Annotated in this window: 14 protein-coding genes; 9 read left to right on the top strand and 5 right to left on the bottom strand. The window is 65.4% G+C overall.

The features are described 5' to 3' along the window. The first annotated feature begins 3 nt into the window (after positions 1–3). The 7 genes from kdpA (at position 4) to QX073_RS23695 (ending at position 9,288) form a co-directional block, all read left to right on the top strand. Positions 4–1,707 (top strand): potassium-transporting ATPase subunit KdpA, encoded by a 1,704-nt coding sequence (gene kdpA, locus QX073_RS23725; protein ID WP_316226462.1) that lies wholly within the window; start codon positions 4–6, stop codon positions 1,705–1,707. A 16-nt stretch (positions 1,708–1,723) separates the two neighbouring features. Continuing rightward, positions 1,724–3,841, top strand: a complete 2,118-nt coding sequence (kdpB, locus tag QX073_RS23720) for a potassium-transporting ATPase subunit KdpB (RefSeq protein WP_316226461.1) — start codon at positions 1,724–1,726, stop codon at positions 3,839–3,841. A 121-nt stretch (positions 3,842–3,962) separates the two neighbouring features. Next, entirely contained in the window at positions 3,963–4,568 is a 606-nt protein-coding gene (locus QX073_RS23715) for a K(+)-transporting ATPase subunit C (protein ID WP_315717986.1), read from the top strand. Between the two features lie 52 nt (positions 4,569–4,620). Continuing rightward, positions 4,621–7,338 (top strand): sensor histidine kinase KdpD, encoded by a 2,718-nt coding sequence (locus tag QX073_RS23710; protein ID WP_316226460.1) that lies wholly within the window; start codon positions 4,621–4,623, stop codon positions 7,336–7,338. Continuing rightward, positions 7,335–8,024 carry a response regulator transcription factor gene (locus tag QX073_RS23705; RefSeq protein ID WP_315717988.1) on the top strand — a complete coding sequence of 230 codons (690 nt, stop codon included), beginning with the start codon at positions 7,335–7,337 and terminating at the stop codon, positions 8,022–8,024. Before QX073_RS23710 ends, QX073_RS23705 begins: the two co-directional genes overlap by 4 nt. 622 nt (positions 8,025–8,646) lie before the next feature. After that, positions 8,647–8,826 carry a hypothetical protein gene (locus tag QX073_RS23700; protein WP_315738670.1) on the top strand — a complete coding sequence of 60 codons (180 nt, stop codon included), beginning with the start codon at positions 8,647–8,649 and terminating at the stop codon, positions 8,824–8,826. Between the two features lie 183 nt (positions 8,827–9,009). After that, complete coding sequence (locus QX073_RS23695; protein WP_315750196.1) at positions 9,010–9,288, top strand: DUF6496 domain-containing protein; 279 nt, start codon at positions 9,010–9,012, stop codon at positions 9,286–9,288. Positions 9,289–9,525: 237 nt separating this feature from the next. On the opposite strand, the gene QX073_RS23690 is transcribed toward QX073_RS23695, so the two are convergent. Then, the gene (locus QX073_RS23690) at positions 9,526–10,407 is read right to left on the bottom strand and encodes a Ku protein (protein WP_316226459.1); all 882 of its coding nucleotides are present in this window, start codon (positions 10,405–10,407) and stop codon (positions 9,526–9,528) included. 642 nt (positions 10,408–11,049) lie between these two features. Between QX073_RS23690 and ligD the strand changes: the two genes are divergently transcribed. Beyond that, positions 11,050–13,740 carry a DNA ligase D gene (ligD, locus tag QX073_RS23685; RefSeq protein ID WP_316226458.1) on the top strand — a complete coding sequence of 897 codons (2,691 nt, stop codon included), beginning with the start codon at positions 11,050–11,052 and terminating at the stop codon, positions 13,738–13,740. A gap of 95 nt (positions 13,741–13,835) precedes the next feature. Here ligD and QX073_RS23680 read toward each other — a convergent pair whose 3' ends face one another. Continuing rightward, the gene (locus QX073_RS23680; RefSeq protein ID WP_006614022.1) at positions 13,836–14,000 is read right to left on the bottom strand and encodes a DUF3309 family protein; all 165 of its coding nucleotides are present in this window, start codon (positions 13,998–14,000) and stop codon (positions 13,836–13,838) included. Between the two features lie 170 nt (positions 14,001–14,170). On the opposite strand from QX073_RS23680, the gene QX073_RS23675 reads away from it, so the two are divergent. Continuing rightward, positions 14,171–14,482, top strand: coding sequence for a polyhydroxyalkanoic acid system family protein (locus QX073_RS23675; RefSeq protein ID WP_315717996.1), 312 nt, complete (start codon positions 14,171–14,173; stop codon positions 14,480–14,482). On the opposite strand, the gene treY is transcribed toward QX073_RS23675, so the two are convergent. Genes treY through glgX form a run of 3 tightly spaced genes read right to left on the bottom strand, consistent with a single transcriptional unit; the run spans position 14,483 to position 21,121 of the window. Further along, entirely contained in the window at positions 14,483–17,281 is a 2,799-nt protein-coding gene (treY, locus tag QX073_RS23670; RefSeq protein ID WP_316226457.1) for a malto-oligosyltrehalose synthase, read from the bottom strand. Between the two features lies 1 nt (position 17,282). Next, a complete protein-coding gene (treZ, locus tag QX073_RS23665) occupies positions 17,283–19,049 on the bottom strand; it encodes a malto-oligosyltrehalose trehalohydrolase (RefSeq protein ID WP_316226456.1) in 1,767 nt (588 codons plus the stop codon). After that, entirely contained in the window at positions 19,046–21,121 is a 2,076-nt protein-coding gene (gene glgX / locus QX073_RS23660) for a glycogen debranching protein GlgX (RefSeq protein ID WP_315750201.1), read from the bottom strand. Before glgX ends, treZ begins: the two co-directional genes overlap by 4 nt. Positions 21,122–21,123 lie beyond the last annotated feature (2 nt).

Here is a 21,123-nt window from a genome sequence, read left to right as displayed (position 1 = left end):
CCCATGACTGTGATCGGCTGGATCCAGATCCTGCTCTACTGCGCCGTCATCGTCGCGCTTGCCAAGCCGCTCGGCTGGTACATGACGCGCGTCTTCAATGGCGAGCGCACCTTCCTGTCGCCGGTGCTGCGGCCGGTCGAGTCCGCAATCTACTGGATCGGCGGCGTCGACGAGCGCCGCGAGCAGCATTGGCTGACCTACACGGTCGCGATGCTGCTGTTCCATGTCGGCGGCTTCCTGATCATCTACGGCGTGATGCGGCTGCAGGCCGTGCTGCCGTTCAATCCCGCGGGACAGTCTGCGGTCGCCGAGGATCTCTCCTTCAACACCGCGATCAGCTTCCTGACCAACACCAATTGGCAGAACTACGGCGGCGAGAGCACGCTCTCCTATCTCGTGCAGATGCTCGGGCTCACGCACCAGAACTTCCTGTCGGCCGCGACCGGCATCGTGCTCGCGATCGCGCTGATCCGCGGCTTCTCACGCGCCTCGGCGCGGACCGTCGGCAATTTCTGGGTCGACGTCGTCAGATGCACGCTCTATGTGCTGCTGCCGCTCTGCATCGTCTACACGCTGTTCCTGGTCTGGCAGGGCATCCCGCAGACGCTCGGGCCCTATGTCGAGGCCACGACGCTGGAAGGGGCGAAGCAGACCATCGCGGTCGGCCCGGTGGCTTCGCAGGTCGCGATCAAAATGCTCGGCACCAATGGCGGCGGCTTCTTCAATGCCAACGCCGCGCATCCGTTCGAGAACCCGAACGCGCTGTCGAACTTCATCCAGATGCTCTCGATCTTCGCGCTCGGTGCCGCGCTGACCAACGTGTTCGGCCGCATGGTCGGCAACCAGCGCCAGGGCTGGGCGCTCCTCGCCGTGATGGGCGTCCTGTTCATCGCCGGCGTCGCCATCACCTACTGGGCCGAGGCCAACGGTACGACCACGTTGAACGCGCTCGGACTGACGGGCGGCAACATGGAAGGCAAGGAGGTCCGCTTCGGCATCGTCGCGTCGTCACTGTTCGCCGTGATCACGACGGCCGCCTCCTGCGGCGCGGTCAATGCCATGCATGACAGCTTCACCGCGCTGGGCGGCATGATCCCGCTGATCAACATGCAGCTCGGCGAGATCATCATAGGCGGCGTCGGTGCCGGCCTCTACGGCATGCTGCTGTTCGTGGTGCTCGCGATCTTCGTTGCCGGCCTGATGGTCGGGCGCACGCCGGAATATGTCGGCAAGAAGATCGAGGCGCGCGAGGTCAAGATGGCGATGCTGGCAATCCTGGTGCTGCCGCTGATGTATCTCGGCTGGACCGCGGTCGCGGTGGTGCTGCCCTCGGCCGTCGCGTCGATGGCCAATGCCGGTCCGCACGGCTTCACCGAGGTGCTCTATGCCTATACCTCGGCGACCGCCAACAACGGTTCGGCCTTCGGCGGCCTCACCGGCAACACCTTCTTCTACAACCTCACGCTCGCGTCCTCGATGTTCGTCGGCCGCTTCTTCATGATCATTCCGGCGATGGCGATCGCGGGCTCGCTCGCCGGGAAGAAGTCGATCCCGCCCTCGGCCGGCACGTTCCCGACCACGGGCGGCCTGTTCGTCGGCCTCGTGGTCGGCGTCATCCTGATCATCGGCGGCCTCACCTTCTTCCCGGCTCTCGCCCTCGGTCCGATCGTCGAGCATCTCGCGATGGCCGCCGGCACCGTGTTCTGATCTCGGAGCAACCTCCATGGACACCATGAAACTGCAGAAGCGCTCGTCGATGTCGACGATGCTCGACCCGAAGATCGTGCTGCCGGCCATCAAGGCCGCGGTTGTCAAGCTCGACCCGCGGTTGATGATCAGAAACCCGGTGATGTTCGTGGTCGAGGTCGTCGCCGCGCTCACCACGGTGATCTTTCTGCGCGACGTCGTGACCGGCGGAGCGGATCTCGGCTTCACCTTCCAGATCATTCTCTGGCTGTGGTTCACCGTGCTGTTCGCCAATTTCGCCGAAGCCGTCGCCGAAGGCCGCGGCAAGGCACAGGCGGATTCGCTGCGCAAGACGCGCACCGAGAGCCAGGCCAAGCTGCTGATGGGCACGAACCCGGCCGATCACACCTACAAGCTCGTGCCCGGCACCAGCCTGAAGGTCGGCGATCTCGTGCTGGTCGAGGCCGGCGACACCATCCCTTCCGACGGCGAGGTGATCGAGGGCGTCGCCTCGGTCAACGAGGCTGCGATCACCGGCGAATCCGCGCCCGTCATCCGCGAATCCGGCGGCGACCGCTCGGCGGTGACCGGCGGCACGCAGGTGCTGTCGGACTGGATCCGCGTCAGGATCACGGCCGCGCAAGGCTCGACCTTCATCGACCGCATGATCAAGCTGGTCGAGGGCGCGGAGCGGCAGAAGACGCCGAACGAGATCGCGCTCAACATCCTGCTCGCCGGCCTCACCATCATCTTCGTGTTCGCGACGGTGACGATCCCGAGCTACGCGGCCTATGCCGGCGGCTCGATCTCGGTGGTGGTGCTGGTGGCGCTGTTCGTGACCTTGATCCCGACCACGATCGGCGCGCTGCTGTCGGCGATCGGCATCGCTGGCATGGACCGCCTGGTGCGCTTCAACGTGCTGGCGATGTCGGGCCGCGCGGTCGAGGCCGCTGGCGACGTCGATACGCTCCTGCTCGACAAGACCGGCACCATCACGCTCGGCAATCGCCAGGCGACTGCATTCCGTCCCGTCAAGGGCGTGAGCGAGCAGGAGCTCGCCGACGCGGCGCAGCTCGCCTCGCTCGCCGACGAGACACCGGAGGGCCGCTCGATCGTGGTGCTGGCCAAGGACAGATACGGCATCCGCGGCCGCGACATGGCCGAGCTCGGCGCCACCTTCGTGCCGTTCACGGCGCAGACCCGCATGAGCGGCGTCGATGCCGGCGGCTCCTCGGTGCGCAAGGGTGCGGTCGACGCCATCCTCAATTCCATCGGCGGCGGCCCGACCCAGCCCGTCTCCGGCAGCACGGTGCGCGCGGTCCAGCCGGTCGAGAGCGAGCTTGTCCGCGAGATCCGTGCCATCTCCGACGACATCGCCAAATCCGGCGGCACGCCGCTCGCGGTCGCCAGGGACGGGCGCCTGCTCGGCGTCGTCCAGCTCAAGGACATCGTCAAGGGCGGCATCCGCGAACGCTTCGCCGAGCTGCGTCGGATGGGCATCCGCACCATCATGATCACCGGCGACAACCCGATGACCGCGGCGGCGATTGCCGCCGAAGCCGGCGTCGATGATTTCCTGGCGCAGGCGACGCCCGAGGACAAGCTCAAGCTCATCCGCGACGAGCAGGCCAAGGGCAAGCTGGTGGCGATGTGCGGCGACGGCACCAACGATGCGCCGGCGCTGGCGCAGGCCGATGTCGGCGTTGCCATGAACACCGGCACGCAGGCCGCGCGCGAAGCCGGCAACATGGTCGATCTCGACTCCAACCCGACCAAGCTGATCGAGGTGGTCGAGATCGGCAAGCAGCTCTTGATGACGCGCGGCGCGCTGACGACGTTCTCGATCGCCAACGACGTCGCCAAATATTTCGCGATCATCCCGGCGATGTTCCTGGCGTTCTACCCGCAGCTCAACGTGCTGAACGTCATGAACCTGGCGAGCCCGCAGAGCGCGATCCTGTCGGCGATCATCTTCAACGCGCTCGTCATCATCGCGCTGATCCCGCTGGCGCTGAAGGGCGTCGCCTACCGCGCCATCGGCGCCGGCGCGCTGCTCGGCCGCAACCTGATGATCTACGGGCTGGGCGGCATCATCATTCCCTTCATCGGCATCAAGGCGATCGACTTGATCGTGACCGCCTTGAATCTGGCCTGACACCACAAACCCCGTCATCGCGAGCGAAGCGAAGCAATCCAGGACTGTCTCCGCCCTCACGACGCTGGATTGCTTCGTCGCTTCGCTCCTCGCAATGACGGGAGAGACACAGGAGACTCACATGCTCAAAGAAATCCGTCCCGCCATCTTGGTCCTGCTCGCGCTGACCCTGATCACCGGGCTGCTCTACCCGCTCGCCATGACCGTCGTCGCCGGTACCATCTTTCCGGCGCAGGCCGAGGGCAGCCTGATCACGCGCAACGGCAAGGTGATCGGATCGGCGCTGATCGGTCAGGAGTTCAAGGACGACAAATATTTCCACGGCCGTCCGTCGGCGACCTCGGCCGCCGATCCGAACGACTCCACCAAGACGGTTTCTGCGCCCTACAACGCCGCCAACTCGTCCGGCTCCAATCTCGGCCCGACCAGCAAGGCGCTGGCCGACCGCGTCAAGGAGGACGTCGACAAGCTCAAGGCGGAGAATCCCGCGCAGGCCGTGCCGGTCGATCTGGTGACGACCTCGGCGAGCGGGCTCGATCCGGACATCTCGCCGGAGGCGGCGCTGTTCCAGGTGCCGCGGGTGGCCAAGGCACGCGGCTTGCCGGAGGCGAGCGTCCAGGCCGTGATCGCGCGGCAGACCCAGGGCCGTCTGCTCGGACTGCTCGGCGAACCCCGCGTTAACGTGCTTGCGCTCAACCTGGCACTCGATGCTGCCAAACCGCAATGACGCCTTGAAGGTCTTGGTCTTGGCGCCGAGGTCCCTCCGTCTATAATGCCGCATGGCCAGTCAACGCCGCGATCCCGACCAACGTCCCTCGCCGGAGGCCCTGCTCGAAGCGGCCCGGCGGGAGGACAGTCCTGCCGGCAAGCTCAAGATCTTCGTCGGCGCCGCCCCCGGCGTCGGCAAGACCTATGAGATGCTGTCGAGCGCGCATGCCAAGCTGAGGGCCGGCGTCGACGTCGTGATCGGCTTCGTCGAGACGCATGGCCGCGCCGAGACCGAGGCGCTGGTGCGCGGCCTGGAGATCGTCCCGCGCAAACGTATTTCCTACAAGGACCAGATCGTCGAGGAGATGGATCTGGATGCCGTGATCGCGCGCCGCCCCAAGCTCGCGATCGTCGACGAGCTCGCGCATACCAATGCGGCGGGCAGCCGCCACCCCAAGCGCTATTTCGACGTCGAGGAGCTGCTGTCGCACGGCATCGACGTCTACACGGCGGTCAACGTCCAGCACATCGAGAGTCTCAACGACGTCGTCGCCCAGATCACGCATGTGCGCGTGCGCGAGACCGTACCGGACTCGATCCTCGACCGCGCCGACGCCATCGAACTGATCGACCTCACGCCCGACGATCTGATCCAGCGACTGAAGGAGGGCAAGGTCTATGTGCCCAAGCAGGCGGAGCGGGCGCTGGAGCATTATTTCTCGCCCGGCAACCTGACCGCGCTGCGCGAGCTCGCGCTGCGCCGGACGGCCGAGCGCGTCGACGAGCAACTGCTCACCCACATGCAAGCCAATGCCATCGCCGGCCCCTGGGCAGCCGGCGAGCGCATCCTCGTCTGCGTGTCGGAGGATCCGCGGGCGACAGGGCTGGTGCGCTACACCAAGCGGCTCGCCGACCGTGTCCACGCGCCGTGGACCGCCGTTACCATCGAGACCCGGCGCAACCTGCAGCTCACGGACAAGCAGCGCGACCGGCTCGCCGATACGCTGCGGCTGGCCGAGACCCTCGGCGGCGAGGCGCTGACGATTCCGGGCGTCGGCCGGCGTATCGCGGATGACCTCATCAACTTCGCGCAGGCCAACAACGTCACCCAGATCATCATCGGCAAGTCGAGCCGCTCGCGCCTGTTCGAGATCATCAGGGGCTCCGTGGTCCACGACCTCGTCAGGCGCGCCGGCAACATCAGTATCCACGTCATCGCCGGCGAGGAGGCGCCGGACACCACGAGCAGCTCGGTGCAGACGCGAGCACGCAACGAGCCGCTGCAGCCGAAGCCCTATCTGAAGGCGCTGCTGATCACGGCTGTCGGCCTTGGCCTCGCCGAGCTGATCCAGCCCGTCTTCGGCATCGAGAACGTCGATCTGGTGTTCCTCACGGCCGTGGTCGGCGTCGCCGCACGCTACGGCCTGTGGCCGTCACTGCTGGCGAGCCTCGCCGCCTCGCTCTGCTACAACTTCTTCTTCCTTCCGCCGCTGTATACGTTCACGATCACCGATCCGACCAACATCGGCGCGTTCTTCTTCTTCATGCTGATCGCGATCCTGGTGTCCAACGTCGCCGCGCGCGTTCGCGTTCAGGCTGACGCCGCCACCCACCGCGTCCGGACCACCGAGCAGCTCTATGCCTTCAGCCGCAAGCTTGCGGGCACCGCGACCCTCGATGACGTGCTGTGGGCCACGGCCTATCAGGCGGCGTTGATGCTGAAGGTACGGGTCGTGCTGCTGCTGCCGCAGGACGGCAAGCTCACGGTCATGACCGGCTACCCGCCGGAGGATCAGCTCGACGACGCCGACCTCGCCGCCGCGAGCTGGGCCTGGAGCAACGACCGCGCCGCCGGGCGCGGCTCCGACACGCTGCCGGGCGCCAAGCGGCTGTTCCTGCCGATGCGCACCGGGCGCGGCTCGATCGGCGTCATCGGCATTGATGACGATCGCACCGGGCCGCTGCTGACGCCGGACCAGCGCCGGCTGCTCGATGCCCTGGTCGACCAGGGCGCGCTCGCGATCGAGCGCGTGCTGCTGGTCGAGGACATGGACAAGGTCAAGCGCACCATGGAGCAGGACCGGCTGCGCTCGGCGCTGCTCACCTCGATCTCGCACGATCTGAAGACGCCACTCGCCTCCGTGCTCGGCGCGGCCTCGACGATGCGCGATCTCGCGGCCCGGCTGTCCGACAAGGAGAAGCTCGACCTGCTCGCCACCGTAATCGACGAATCCGAACGGCTCAACCGCTTCATCGCCAATCTCCTGGACATGACCAAGCTGGAATCCGGCGCAATCGTGCCGAACGCCGCGCGCCACGACGTCGGCGAGATCGTCGGCAGCGCGCTGCGGCGCGCGAGCAAGATCCTCGCCGGTCATCATGTCTCGCTGGAGCTGGCCCCCGATCTGCCGATGGTCGAGGTCGACGCGGTGCTGTTCGAGCAGGTGCTATTCAATCTGCTCGACAACGCCGCCAAATATGCGCCTCCCGAGACCTCGATCGCGATCCGCGCGGCCCGCGACAACAACTGGGTCATGCTCGAGATCCGTGACGAAGGCGACGGCATTCCCGCCGCGGAGGTCGAGCACGTGTTCGACAAGTTCTATCGCGTGCAGAAGGGCGACCAGGTGCGGCCCGGCACCGGTCTGGGGCTCGCGATCTCGCGCGGCTTCATCGAGGCGATGCATGGCCGCATCTTCGCCGGCAACCGCACCGATCGGCCCGGCGCGGTCCTCACCATCCGCCTGCCCGTGCCGGCGCAGGCCAGACCGCTGGATACGGCCGCATGACCGGCGCTCCGATCAAGGTGCTCGTGATCGACGACGAGCCGCCGATCCGCAAGCTGCTGCGGATGGGCCTGACCACGCAGGGCTACGAGATTCTCGAAGCCTCGAACGGCAGGATCGCGCTGGAGCTGTTGGGCCAGGAGCCGGCGCTGATCATTCTCGACCTTGGCCTGCCCGACGTCGACGGGCTCGAGCTGCTGCGAACCATCCGTGGCCGCAACGAGGCCGTGCCGGTCGTGGTGCTGTCCAGCCGCGGCGACGAGGCGGGCAAGGTCCAGGCGCTCGATCTCGGCGCCGACGACTACATCACCAAGCCGTTCGGCATGGATGAGCTGCTGGCGCGGCTGCGCGCGGCGTTGCGGCATCAGTTGCAGGTGCAGGGCGAGCGTCCGGTGTTCCGCACCGGCGATCTCTCCGTCGATCTCGTCCGCCGCATCGTCAAGGTCGGCGACCGCGAGATCAAGCTGTCGCCCAAGGAGTACGATCTGCTCCGCGTCCTGGTGCAGCACGCCGGCAAGGTGCTGACGCACCGCTTCCTGCTCAAGGAGCTGTGGGACGAATTGACCGACGCGCAATATCTGCGCGTCTATGTGCGTCAGCTCAGGCAGAAGATCGAGGCCGATCCCGAGCGCCCGCAATTCGTATTGACCGAGACCGGCATCGGCTATCGGCTGCGCGCGCCGGACTGAGCTTTGGCCGTATCGGCCGACTGGTCCTGTGTGTCAGGGGCGTTGGCATCGCCATTCGATGGGCGAGCTTGCGTGTCCCGCGGGCGGCATCAGCTCGTTTCGTTATATTTTCGAGCAATTTTGACCAGCCGGTCATCTCGCGCTGCGGCACAGTACGTCCGCTGGCGCCCGTTCTCTGGATCAACGGATGATCGAGACCGCGGTCGTGCCACCTCATCGGCGCAGCTGATCGTGCGTTTGCATGCACGACGGTGTAAACACGGGACGTGCCATGTCTCGGCTTGTCAGAACACGATCTGAATTTGGGGGGACGAGGCTGCCGACTGCGGCGCAGAGATTGTCATCGGCGATACCGGGAAGAGCATCATGCCTGAAATTCATCTCAATCAAGGTCAGCCCGACGCGTTGCAGTGCCGCTTCGGCATGAAGGCCGGCCTATGTCCCGGTGAGGGGTTCTGCGCGTTCGATCTTTCAGCCTGCAGGGACTGTTCGAGATCGCAGCACAAGATCCAGACCTTGACGGGTTCGGAAGACCCGATGAGATCAAAGATATTGCACACCTGGATTTCGTTTGCCGTTCGTCCATCGACGTCGTTCTTGGCTCCCATCAGTGAGGTCGGTCATGGAAGAATACATTCATCTGCAGAACCTCATCCTGTTCAGGAAACGTCTCGCTGAATTCAACGATGAGTCCAAGCGGACGGTGCTCCTGAAATTGCTGACTGAGGAAGAGGCCAGGGACGCATCATTCGGAACGTCGCCTTGTCCAGTTGCGCCTCATGCGGCGGATCAGAACGTCTGATTGGCTTCTCGGTCTATCCGTCATCGAAACGACGAGCGCGAAGCTGCATTGGAATCTCGATGTATCGGCGGGCTTCGATTCCCGCGATCGTGAAAGCATGGGTGGAGGTACGCGGCATCAGCTTGCGCTTTGGAACTTTCGTCTCGCCGACGCGGTTTACGTGTCGCAATCGGGAGGATGTTCATGGCACGACAATACTCGCGCAAGGCATCGGCCAAGGTCGGCCGGGCCATGAAGAAGCGCAAGGCCGGCACGCTGCGCAGCGGCGGTTCCGGTCGCAAGGTCAAGAGCCGCAAGCAGGCCATCGCGATCGGCCTGTCGGAGGCGCGCCGCGAAGGCAAGAAGGTGCCCGCGAAAAAGAGCGCGAGGGCCTCGGCGAAGAAGACGGCCAAGAAGGCGAGCAAGAAGAGCACGAAGAAGACTACCAAGAAAACGACGAAGAAGAAGTCGAAGAAGAGCTGACGAGGCGATCATTCGGGCTACGATCATCGCGCACGCCATGACCCGCAGCCGTCGCAAAATTCTCCGCTGTCGTCCCGGCGAACGCCGGGACCCATAACCCCAGGGAGATGTTATTGCGCGGGATGTGGGACAAGTCTTGTCTTACAACACCCGCCGCGGAGTATGGGTCCCGGCGTTCGCCGGGACGACGGCGGTGGGTGTGGAGGCCGCTTGCGCCACGCAGGCAGCTGCTGGCTTTCACCCCGCCTTCCTCTGCCGCGCCGCCGACCGATGCGCCTTCTTCGCCGGGCGTCGATGCGTGCTCGTCCGCCGCGACGCCGCACGCGCTGTCTTTTTTCGGCTCTTGCCGTTCAGGCTCTGCTTCAGCGCATCCATCAGGCTGACGACGTTGTCGGGCCGCTCCGCCGGCTCCGGCAGCTTGATCGGCTTGCCCGAGGCCTTGCGCTTCACCAGCGCCTTCAGCGCGGTCTCGTACTGATCCTTGAACTCCGAGGGGTCGAAATGGGCTGCCTTGGTCTGCAAGATGTGGCCGGCCAGCTCGACCATGTCCTTGCTGATCTTCGGCGCCTTGATGTCGTCGAAGAACTCGGCTTCGTCGCGCAGCTCATAGGGAAAGCGCAGCGTGGTGCCGAGCATGCCCTTGCCCATCGGCTCGATGGCGATGACGTGCTCACGGTTGGTCAGCACGATCCGCGCCAGCGCCACGCGCTCCTGGTCCTTCATGGCGTCGCGGATAACCGCGAAGGCGTCGAGCGCCGCCTTGCCGTCGGGGGCGATGTAATAGGGGTGGTTGAGATAGCGCTGGTCGATCTCGTCGCGCGGCACGAAGCTATCGATGTCGATCGTATGGTTGCTCTCGATCTGGACCGCCTCGAGCTCCTCCGGCTCGATCTCGACATACTGTCCCTTGGCGAGTTCATAGCCGCGGCCCTTCTGGTCGCCCTCGACGATGTCGCCGGTCTCGGCGTCCACCATCTGCTGCTTGAGCCGGTTGCCAGTCTCGCGGTTGATCAGATGGAAGCGCGTCTTCTCGACCGACGTCGACGCCGGATAGAGCACGACGGGGCAGCTGACGAGCGAGAGTTTGAGCGAGCCTTTCCAGTAGGCGCGGGGGGCCATCGTGGTCTCCTTGGACAATCCGAACGAGGCTGCAACGGGCAAGCATCGGTGTGGGTTCCATGAGCCCGGCGAAGGTCGCTTCGGGAAAAAATAATTCGCTTGACGACTTCGTAAAATCAGCATTATGGTCCGGACCGTTCCGTTGCGTCGGAGGGGACGTATCGCGGTCGTCACGGACGTCGGCAGCGGAATGCGATGGGTGTGCCGGGTTGCAGCGTGATTCAGTCGCGCCGACGAACAATCCGGCATGCACGGTCAAGTCGCGCGGTCCTGATACCCCGATGCTGGTATCCAGCGCAATGCGCGCAGGCGCATTGTCGTGACACGGTGGCCAACAAGCCCGGCGCACCGGGGAGAACGCGAAGCAGCCGTTAAAGCCGTCGCGCAGGGAGGGCCGGGATGTCTCGGCTGCACCTGTGGTACCTGCCGCCTGCATTTCTTTCTGCAGGCGGGCCATGGGGGCGGCGAGCTCCCGGCCTTCCCTGCGCGCCCTCTCGACTGGCAGAGGGCGGACGCCAGCACAGCCTGGGCCCTCCATGAGCCGCGGGAACGCGGAACTTTGCCCGAAGTTATCCTGCCGATGCGGCCGGTTCCACGAGTTCGCCGGCTTTGCTACGCTACCACTCAACGCGAGGGATCACCGTGGCGCTCGGGAAGCTTTCCACCTATCGCAAGAAGCGCGATTTCGACAAGACGGCGGAGCCGTCCGGCGACGCCAAGGTCGCGCGTACGGCGCGGCCGCGCTTCGTCATCCAGAAGCATGACGCAACGCGCCTGCACTACGACCTGCGGCTCGAATTCGACGGCGTCTTCAAGTCGTGGGCCGTCACCAAGGGGCCGTCGCTCGATCCGCACGACAAGCGACTTGCGGTCGAGGTCGAGGATCATCCGCTCGACTACGGCGATTTCGAAGGTACGATCCCGGAAGGCGAGTATGGCGGCGGCACCGTCATGCTGTGGGACCGCGGCTATTGGGACAGCGAGGACCCGGAGCGCGGGTTCAAGAAGGGCGATCTCAAATTCACTCTCGAGGGCGAAAAGCTGCATGGCAGCTGGGTGCTGGTGCGGATGCGCCACGATCGCACCGGCGGCAAGCGGACCAATTGGCTGCTGATCAAGCATCGCGACGAGTTTGCCCGGGAAGGCGAGGCCAACGATATCCTGGATGCCGACAAGTCGGTCGCCTCGGGCCGCACGATGGAGCAGATCGCGGCCGGCAAGGGCAAGGCGCCGAAGCCGTTCATGCTCGCCAAGACGCAGCGCATGAACGCGGATGCGGTGTGGCACTCCAACCGCAGTGACAGCGAAACCAAGCCGACTACGAAGGCCTCATCACCGAAAGCGAGGGCCGCGAAGGCAAACGGCACCAAGGCCCGCGTTGCGCCGAAGACGGTATCGTCGCTGCCCGACTTCGTGCCGCCCGAGCTTTGCACGTCGGTCGCGCAACCGCCGAGCGGCGAGGGCTGGGGGCACGAGATCAAGTTCGACGGCTACCGCGTGCAGATCAGGGTCGAGGGCGGCGAGGCAACCCTGAAGACCCGCAAGGGCCTGGACTGGACCGCCAAGTTCGGCGCGATTGCGGAGGAGGCTGCGAAGCTGCCGGACGCGATCATCGACGGCGAGATCGTCGCGCTCGACAAGGACGGCAATCCGAATTTCTCCGCCCTGCAGGCGGCGATCTCGGCGGGTGAAACCGACGAGTTGATCTTCTTCGCCTTCGACCTGATGTTCGCCGAGGAGTTCGACCTGCGCCGCCAGCCGTTGCGCGAGCGCAAGGCACGGCTGGCGAAGCTATTGAAGGCGCATATCAAGGGCAAGACACCGCGGATCCGCTACGTCGAGCATTTCGAGAGCGACGGCGAAGCCGTGCTGGAGTCGGCGCGCAAGCTGTCGCTGGAGGGCATCGTCTCCAAGAAGCTGGACTCGGCCTATCATTCGGGACGGACGGAGAGCTGGACCAAAGCCAAGACCAGGCCCGGCCACGAGGTCGTCATCGGCGGCTGGAAGACGACCAACGGCAAATTCCGATCGTTGATGGTCGGCGTCAACAAGGACGATCATCTCGCTTATGTCGGGATCGTCGGCACCGGCTTCGGCCAGGACACGGTGAAGGAGATCATGCCGGCGCTGAAGGCGGCGGCATCCGACAAGAGCCCGTTCAGCGGCAAGAACGCGCCGCGCAAGACGCGTGACGTGCATTGGCTCAAGCCCGAGCTGGTCGCCGAGATCGAGTTTGCGGGCTTCACCGGCGACGGCAATGTCAGGCAGGCCTCGTTCAAGGGACTGCGTGAGGACAAGCCGGCGCGCGAGGTCGTTGCCGAGGCGCCGGTGGTGACGACGAAGGTTGCCAGGCCGGTGGCGCGGGCCGCCGCGAGCGTCGCGACCGTGGGCACCACGCTGCACAAGACGCCGTCACGCACGAAGGGCTCGGCGACCGTGATGGGCGTTGCGATCTCCAAGCCCGACAAGGCGCTGTGGCCGGACGCCGGCGACGGCGAGCCCGTCACCAAGCTTGATCTTGCGACCTATCTGGAAGCCGTCGGCAACTGGATGATCGGGCATCTGAGGGGGCGGCCGTGCTCGATCGTGCGTGCGCCTGATGGCATCGGTGGCGAAAAATTCTTCCAGCGGCACGGCATGCAGGGCATGTCCGACCTGCTGGAGCTGGTCAAGGTCTCGGGCGACCGCAAACCGTATCTGCAGATCGACCGCGTCGAGGGATTGATCGCGGTGGCCCAGGTCGCCGCCGTCGAGCTGCATCCATGGAATTGCGCGCCGGACGCCTATGACGTCCCGGGTCGGCTGGTGTTCGATCTCGATCCGGCGCCGAACGTCGCGTTCGAGGAGGTGATCGCGGCCGCCAAGGAGATGCGCCAGCGCTTGAAGAGCCTCGGACTCGAGAGCTTCTGCAAGACCACGGGCGGCAAGGGTCTGCATGTGGTGACGCCGTTGCTGCACGGCGCGCGCGACGAGGTGAGCTGGCCCGAAGCGAAGGCGTTTGCACAGGGCGTGTGCCAATGGATGGCGAACGACCGCCCGGAGCAGTACCTGCTCAACATGTCGAAGAAGCTGCGCAAGGGGAAGATCTTCCTCGACTATCTGCGCAACGACCGGATGTCGACGGCGGTCGCCGTGCTGTCGCCGCGCGCTCGCGAAGGCGCCACCGTGTCGATGCCGCTGACCTGGGCGCAGGTGAAGAACGGGCTCGAACCCGAGCGGTACACGGTCCGAACCGCGCCGGCGCTCTTGCCCAAGACCAAGGCGTGGGAGGGCTATGACGACGCGGCCGGCGCGATCAAGCCGGCGATGAGGAAGCTCGCGAACGAAGTGTAAGGGATGCGATGCGGGGGCGCAATCAAGGCCAGGCCGACGTGGCGCGGCCACGTCAGCCCGAGCTGATCAGTTGGATGGCTATGAGATCGATCGGATCAGATGCGTCCGAGCAGGACGAGAATCAGCACGATGACGATGATCAGGCCGAGGCCGCCGCCGCCGTAGTAGCCGGTGCCGTAGAACGGACCGCCGCCGATGCCGGAAAAGCCGCCGAGCAGGGCGATGATGAGAATGATGAGGATGATAGTTCCGATGGACATGTGCTTCCCTCCAGTGCCCGGCAGCGGGGCGACAACGTGCTCTGCCTTCGCCGAGGAAACTGGTTGGAACTTCGAAAGTTCCGCGTGGGAACAAGTAAAATGCAGCGTGTGTCTTTGCGGTCGTAGCCACCGATGACTACGTAGAGAGGGTTGTTAGTCAGGAGATCGCGATGTCAAGACCGCTTGTCGTTTCCATTCCGCATCGCCTCGGCAAGGACGAGGCCGTGCGCCGGCTCCAGGCCGGGCTCAGCCGCGCCGCGACCAGCGTTCCGGTCCTGAAGGTCGACGAAGAGCGCTGGGAGGGCGACAAGATGATCTTTCGCGTTCGCGCGCTCGGTCAGGCAGCGTCGGGCCATGTCGACGTCGCCGACGATCACGTGCGTGTCGAGGTCGTGCTGCCCTGGCTGCTGCAGCGCTTTGCCGAGGCGGCGCAATCCGCGATCCGCAGCCGCGGCCAGCTGCTGTTGACGAAGAAGAGCTGATCAGGTCGGCGCCGCTGCTGTCCGACGTCGACCAGGCGGGTGGGCTGCCGCGTCGGTCCGCGCCGGGATCGCCGCTGCAGGCAAATGCGTGAAGATGGAGGACACCGCCAGGATGCCGTCCTGCATGTCCGCCGGTATGTAGCCGCGGGCATGAACCTCGGCTTCGAAACCATCTGCGTGAGGCCACACCCGGCCACCGTCGGTGAAGGGTGCAAAGTTGCGCACGGTGACGACGATGACGGCGTCGCGCCCACGCCGTCGTGCGAATGCAATGATGTGATCGGCATGACGTCCGCTCACCTCGAGCGGCTCGTAGGAGCCGTTGGTGAACACGGCGGGCATCTGGTTGCGAAGCTTCAGCAGCTCCCGCGTCCAGGCGAGCTTGATGCGGCCGTCCGGCCAATGGTCCGCGAGGTGGGCCCAGTCGGGAGTCTCGCATGCACGCAGCGCGTGCTCACGCGCGGCGAAATCGACCGGTCGGCGGTTGTCGGGATCGACCATCGAAAGGTCCCAGAACTCGGTGCCCTGATAGAAATCCGGCACGCCGGGCATCGTCGCCTTCAGCGTGAGCTGGGTCAGCGAGTTCAGCGCGCCGAGCAAAGCCAGCCGCCTGGAAAGCGTCTCCAGCGACTGCAGGAACTCGGGCGAGCGGTCGCGATCCAGGATGCGGTCGATGAAGGCGCGCAGGCCGTTCTCATAGGCCTCGTTCGGATTGAGCCAGCTGGTCTCCTCCTTGCCCTCGCGCGCGGCCTTCAGCGCATAGGCCTGCAGCCGCTCGGGCAGGGTGCCATCGGTGCCGCTTGCCGGCCAGATGCCGACGAGCGTCTGGTACAGCATGTATTCGAACGCCGCCGAGGGCGCGCGCATCTTGCCATCCGTGATGACGTGCGGCGCGTTCAAGGTCTTCCAGCGCGCCATCGCGGACGTCCAATCGTTGGGCAGCTCGGTGATGGCGGCGAGCCGCGTGCGCGCATCCTCGCCGCGCTTGGTGTCGTGGGTAGCAGTGGCGGTCATGCCGTGCGGCCAATGCCTGGCGCGGTCCCGCATCAGCTTGTGGAAGTCGGCGATCGCCAGAGCATGCGCCGCTGGATCGCCACCGACCTCGTTGAGCGCGAGCAGTCGGTGGAAGCGGTAGAAGGCGGTGTCCTCCAGCGACTTCGCCATCATCGGCCCGGTGAGCTGCTGCACCTTGAGGGCGAAGCGGCGCACACGCGGGACGCTGTGGTTGGTGCTGCGGTCGCGCTTGATGAGATCCATGGTCAGCGCATCGCGCAGGAACTCGAAGATCGAGCCGTCGGAGGCGAACCATTCGGCCCGGGCGCCTGCGATGGCGTGGTCGATCAGCTTGCGGTCGGTCTCGGTCGGGCCGGCTGTGGTGAGATAGGTGCGATAGACCGGGAAGTGAAGAACATACAGCTCGAGCGCCTGGCGCAGGATGTCTTCCGAATAGTCGCGCGTCGAGTAGTGGCCGTTGGCGATGCGCGCCAGCAGGCGGGTCAGCACGGTGAACTCGCTGGTCAGCAGAGTCTCCAGCACGCGCCGCTTGGCCTCCTTGATCACAGGCGCGAGCTTTGGCGGCTTGTTGCTGATCTGGCGCCAGATCTCGTCCAAGGGCTCCAGACCTTTGCCCTCGATCAGGACCTGGGTGATGACGTTCATCCACTCGTAGCCGGTGGTGCCGTGCACGCCGGCAAAACCCGGCAGCTTCTCGTGCTCGCAGAGAATCTTCTCGATGACGACGTAGAACGGCCCGGCTGCAGGCCCCCGAGCGTCGCGGATCAGCCGCCGCAGGCGCTGGAAATATTGTGCGGGATCGCGCAGGCCGTCGATATGGTCGAGCCGCAGACCCTGCAACTGGCCATCCGCGATCAGCTTCTTGACCAGCCGGTGGATCGCTTCGAACGTGCCGGCATCCTCGACGCGCAGGCCCGCCAGCGTGTTGACGTCGAAGAAGCGGCGGTAGTTGATGTCGCTGGACGCAAGCCGCCAATGGCCGAGCTTGTAGTGCTGTCGCTCCAGCAGATGATGCAGAGCGAGCGTCTGCGCACCACGGTCGCCGGCCTTATAGGCTGCGATCCCCTGGGCAATGACGTCGGCCGCGCCGGGAATGGCCTTGAGGGCCGCCTTGAGCACCGGCGCTTCCTTGCGGTTCGGATGGCGCAAGCCGCGATAGCGCGACGCCAGGTCGAGGATCGCCTTGCCGGCCTCGCTGCTCTCCTCACCGGCCTCCTTGACGATGATGCGCAATACCTCGCCATAGCGCTCGGGCGCGATCGGCAGCCGATGCTCGAAGTACCAGCAGGAGAACGAGCCTTCGTCCGGATCATAGCGCAGCTCGATGTCGCCATGTTCGAGCGCGTGGCCGTAGGAGGTGCCGATGATCGGCAGCAGCACGCCGCCGCGCGCGCGGTACGGCAACTGGTCCCAGTCGATGTCGAACGAGGCGGCGTGCGGCGAAGCCTGGCCCCATTCGAGCACGTCGAGCCACCATGGATTGTCGTCGAAATGCACGCCGACATGGTTCGGCACGAAGTCGAGGATGAGGCCGAGATCGTGCTGCTTCAGCGCCGCGCACAGTTTCGCAAAGCCGTCCTCGCCGCCGAGCTCGGGATTGAGCTTGGAATGATCGGTGATGTCGTAGCCATGCGTCGAGCCCTTCCGCGCCGTCATGAAGGGCGAAGCGTAGACGTGGCTGATCCCGAGCGCCTTCAGATATGGCACGACGCGTGCGGCCGATTCGAAGTTGAAATCACCCGTGAGCTGCAGGCGATAGGTCGCGAGGGGAATGGCCGGAGGCATGCTATCCCCCGATGCTCCAGAACACCGACCACGGCGGCAGGCGGTCTCCAGGCGTGCCGCCCCAGATCGGGGTGCCCGGGACGCCGGTCGGCGAAGCCGCGAGTTCCTTGTCGGAGACGTTGGCAAGCAGATTTAGCCGGCTGCCATCGCCCATCAGCCAATGCGCGCTCAGGCGACCGTCATCGGTCACGTCCGCCTCGCCGAATTTCGCTCCCGGAAGCCGCGGCGCAACCTCCTTGTGACGCACCGCAAGGAGCGCGCGCACCAGCGCGAGACGCTCGCGCCCCGGCGACTCATTGCGGGAGTCCCAGTCGATGATTGCGGACTGGAAGGTTTCGATGTCGAGCGGATCGGGAACCTCGTCGCCATATTTGGCGTACGCCCACTCGTACTCTCTGCGGCGTCCGTTGCGCACGGCAAGCGCGAGGTCGCCCTGGAAGTCGCAGAAGAACGGGAACGGCTGCTTCGAGCCCCATTCCTCGCCCATGTACAGCATCGGGACGGTGGGCGCGAGCAGCGTCACCGCGAGTGCCGCCGCGATCCCTTCCGGCGACGCCAGCGCCTCCAGGCGGTCGCCGAACACGCGGTTGCCGATCTGGTCGTGGTTCTGCAGGAAGTTGACGAACGCGCCGGGGGCCAGATGACCGCTCGGCTCGCCCCGCGGATCGCCGCCCCAGAATGCCGCGGGTTCGCCTTGGTAGACGAAGCCGGAGGCGAGCGCGCGAGCGAGATCGCGGCGCGGCGCCTGCTGGTAGTCGCCGTAATAGCCGCCGCTCTCGCCGGTCAGGATCACGTGCCAGGCGTGATGATAGTCGTCGTTCCACTGCGCGCGAAATTTGCCGCGCGGCGGCTCCTCTGCGGAATCCAGCATGCTGGCGCGGTTGTCGCCGTTTTCCAGCACGAGATGGATGTGCCGCCCGGTTGCTTCGACCAGCTTGCCCACGGCGGCGCTGAGATCGTGCAGCATCGGGATCTCACCCTCGTTGGACAGGATGTGATTCACGGCGTCGAAGCGCAGGCCGTCGAAGCGATAGTCCGTCAGCCAATGCAACGCGTTCTGAATCGCGAAGGCGCGCACTTCGGAGCACCGGTAGTCGATCGCGCTGCCCCACGGCGTATGCGCGTCGGTGAAGAAGGTCGGCGCATAGCGGCCGATGTAGTTTCCCTCCGGGCCGAAGTGATTGTAGACGACGTCGAGAAACACCATGATGCCACGCAGATGCGCCTCGTCGATCAGCGCGCGCAAATCATCGGGACGCCCATAGACGCTGTCCGGCGCGTAGAGCAGCACGCCGTCATAGCCCCAGTTGCGGGAGCCGGCGAAGTCCGCCAGCGGCATCAGTTCGAGCGCGGTGATGCCGGTTTCGACGAGATGATCGAGCTTGTCGATCATTGCGCGGTAGGTGCCTTCCGTCGTGAAGGTGCCGACATGGCTTTCGAGGAACACGGCATCCTGCCATGGACGACCGCGCCAGCTTTCGGAGCGCCAGGTGTAGGTACGGTGGTCGATGATTTCGCTCGGGCCGGAGACATCCTCCGGCTGGAAATCCGAGCCGGGATCTGGAACGTCGAGCTCGTCGTCAATACGGAACTTATACCGCGTGCCGGCGCCGACGCCGGCGACGTCGAGCGAATACCAACCGCCATCCCCGCGTTGCATCTCATGCTTGACGTCGAGGATCAGATCGACGCGCCTGGCGGCAGGCGCCCACAGCCGGAACGTCGTGCCGTCCTGCGTGAGCCGAGGTCCGAATTGACGGCCGTTCATGACTGGCCCGCATACGCCAGCACGGAGCGGGACGGGGCCTTGAGGTCCGCACCGGACGCGAAGTCGATCGGCGTCTGCTGGGCTTCGGTGGTGTTCAGGACCTGTTGCCACGTCTTGTACTCGGCAAGCTTGGGCAATTTGAATCCGATCTCTTCAGGGGCCGCGTTCAGAACGATAAAGATCGGAGCCTGCTCCTGTTCCACCGGGGCGAGCACGTAGGCGAGAAATCGTCCGTCAGGAAAGGTCCAGTCGGTTTGCGTCATCTCCTCCGCCGAAGGCGTCAGCCACAGCACGCCGAAGCTGCCGTCCGGGCGGCGGCCATCGAGCCAGCGGCGCGCGCGAATCTGGCCGAAGCGGCGGCGCAGCTCGGTCATGTGCGCGATGAAGTCGATGAGATCATCGCCCTCGCGGCCCATGCCGCTCCAGTCCACCCAGCCGACCTCGTTGTCCTGGCAATAGGCGTTGTTGTTGCCATGCTGCGAGTTGCCGACCTCGTCGCCTGCGAGCAGCAGCGGCAGGCCCTGTGCGAGGAACAGACAGGCGAGCTGGTTCTTGCGCGACTGCCGCCGCAGCGCCGTGATCGTCACGTCGTCGGTCGGCCCCTCATGACCGAAATTGTTGCTGTGGTTGTCGTTGGAGCCGTCGCGATTGTCCTCGCCGTTCGCTTCATTGTGCTTGCTGTTGTAGCTGAAGAGATCGGCCAGCGTGAACCCGTCATGGACGGTGACGTGATTGACGCTGGCGCGCTGGGTGCGGCCGTCATGGTTGAAGATGTCGGACGAGCCGGTCATGCGGCTCGACACCTCGCCGATCAGGCTGCCTTCGCCACTCCAGTAGCGACGCATGGCGCTACGATAGCGGTCGTTCCATTCGGACCATTGCGAGGGGAATGCGCCGACCTGATAGCCGCCGAGACCGACGTCCCAGGGCTCAGCGACCAGCTTGACGCTCGCCAGCACCGGGTCCTGGCGGATCGCGGTGAGAAAGCCGCTGCGCCGGTCGAAGCCGTGCTTCTCGCGCGCCAGGGTGGTGGCAAGGTCGAAGCGGAAGCCGTCGACGTGGCAGACCTCGACCCAGTAGCGCAGCGAGTCCATCACCATCTGGAGCACACGCGGATGCGTCAGGTTAACGGACGAGCCGCAGCCGGTGAAATCGTCGTAGAAGCGCGGATTGTCGGGCTTCAGCCAGTAGTAGGACGCGTTGTCGATGCCGCGATAGCACAGGGTGGGTCCGAGATGGTTGCCCTCGGCGGTATGGTTGTAGACGACGTCGAGCATGACCTCTATGCCGGCATCGTGCAGCCTTGCCACCGTCGTCCGGAAGGCATCGAGCGGATTGTCCTGCGCGTAGCGAAGCTCCGGCGCGAAGAACGAGATCGTGTTGTAGCCCCAGTAGTTGACCAGCTTCTTCTCGACCAGCATGCGGTCGTCGATGAAGGCGTGGATGGGAAGCAGCTCGATCGTCGTGACGCCGAGCCGCTTCAGATGCTTGATCATCGCCGGCGACGACAGCCCGCCATAGGTGCCGCGCAGATTGGGTGGGACGTCGTCGCGCTTGTTGGTCAGGCCCTTGACATGGGCCTCGTAGATGATCGTGTCCTCCCACGGGATCTGCGGCCGCATTTCGCGCCGGCCCCAGTTGAAGGTCTCGTCGATGACGACAGCCTTGGGCATGCCGCGGGCGTTGTCGCGCCGGTCGAACGAGAGATCCTCGCGCGGCGAGCCGGCGCGGTAGGCGAAATGGGCGTCGCTCCAGACCAGCCGGCCGGCGAGCCGCTTGGCATAGGGGTCGAGCAGCAGCTTGTTGGCATTGAAGCGGTGGCCCTGCTCCGGCTCGTAAGGACCGTAGACACGGTAGCCATAGAGCTGCCCCGGCGAGACATCGTTGAGATAGCCGTGCCAGACATCCTCCGTCCGCTCCGGCAGTTCGATGCGCTCGATCTCGCGCCGGCCCTGGCTGTCGAACAGGCAGAGCTCGACCTTCTCGGCATTGGCGGAGAACAGGGCAAAATTGGTCCCCCGTCCGTCCCAGGTTGCTCCGAGACGGGCGTGGCTTCCAGCGGCCAGGCGCATTG

It is taken from the genome of Bradyrhizobium sp. SZCCHNS3052 (assembly GCF_032484495.1).
In the GTDB taxonomy this organism is placed as follows: Bacteria; Pseudomonadota; Alphaproteobacteria; order Rhizobiales; family Xanthobacteraceae; genus Bradyrhizobium.
The sequence above is the reverse complement of the archived record's forward strand: the minus strand, read 5'-3'. Positions and strand labels throughout refer to the sequence as shown.

Coding starts and splice junctions, on each gene's coding strand:
- kdpA (WP_316226462.1), top strand. CDS start 4: ATGACTGTGATCGGCTGGATCCAGATCCTGCTCTACTGCGCCGTCATC.
- kdpB (WP_316226461.1), top strand. CDS start 1,724: ATGGACACCATGAAACTGCAGAAGCGCTCGTCGATGTCGACGATGCTC.
- QX073_RS23715 (WP_315717986.1), top strand. CDS start 3,963: ATGCTCAAAGAAATCCGTCCCGCCATCTTGGTCCTGCTCGCGCTGACC.
- QX073_RS23710 (WP_316226460.1), top strand. CDS start 4,621: ATGGCCAGTCAACGCCGCGATCCCGACCAACGTCCCTCGCCGGAGGCC.
- QX073_RS23705 (WP_315717988.1), top strand. CDS start 7,335: ATGACCGGCGCTCCGATCAAGGTGCTCGTGATCGACGACGAGCCGCCG.
- QX073_RS23700 (WP_315738670.1), top strand. CDS start 8,647: ATGGAAGAATACATTCATCTGCAGAACCTCATCCTGTTCAGGAAACGT.
- QX073_RS23695 (WP_315750196.1), top strand. CDS start 9,010: ATGGCACGACAATACTCGCGCAAGGCATCGGCCAAGGTCGGCCGGGCC.
- QX073_RS23690 (WP_316226459.1), bottom strand. CDS start 10,407: ATGGCCCCCCGCGCCTACTGGAAAGGCTCGCTCAAACTCTCGCTCGTC.
- QX073_RS23680 (WP_006614022.1), bottom strand. CDS start 14,000: ATGTCCATCGGAACTATCATCCTCATCATTCTCATCATCGCCCTGCTC.
- QX073_RS23675 (WP_315717996.1), top strand. CDS start 14,171: ATGTCAAGACCGCTTGTCGTTTCCATTCCGCATCGCCTCGGCAAGGAC.
- treY (WP_316226457.1), bottom strand. CDS start 17,281: ATGCCTCCGGCCATTCCCCTCGCGACCTATCGCCTGCAGCTCACGGGT.
- treZ (WP_316226456.1), bottom strand. CDS start 19,049: ATGAACGGCCGTCAATTCGGACCTCGGCTCACGCAGGACGGCACGACG.
- glgX (WP_315750201.1), bottom strand. CDS start 21,121: ATGCGCCTGGCCGCTGGAAGCCACGCCCGTCTCGGAGCAACCTGGGAC.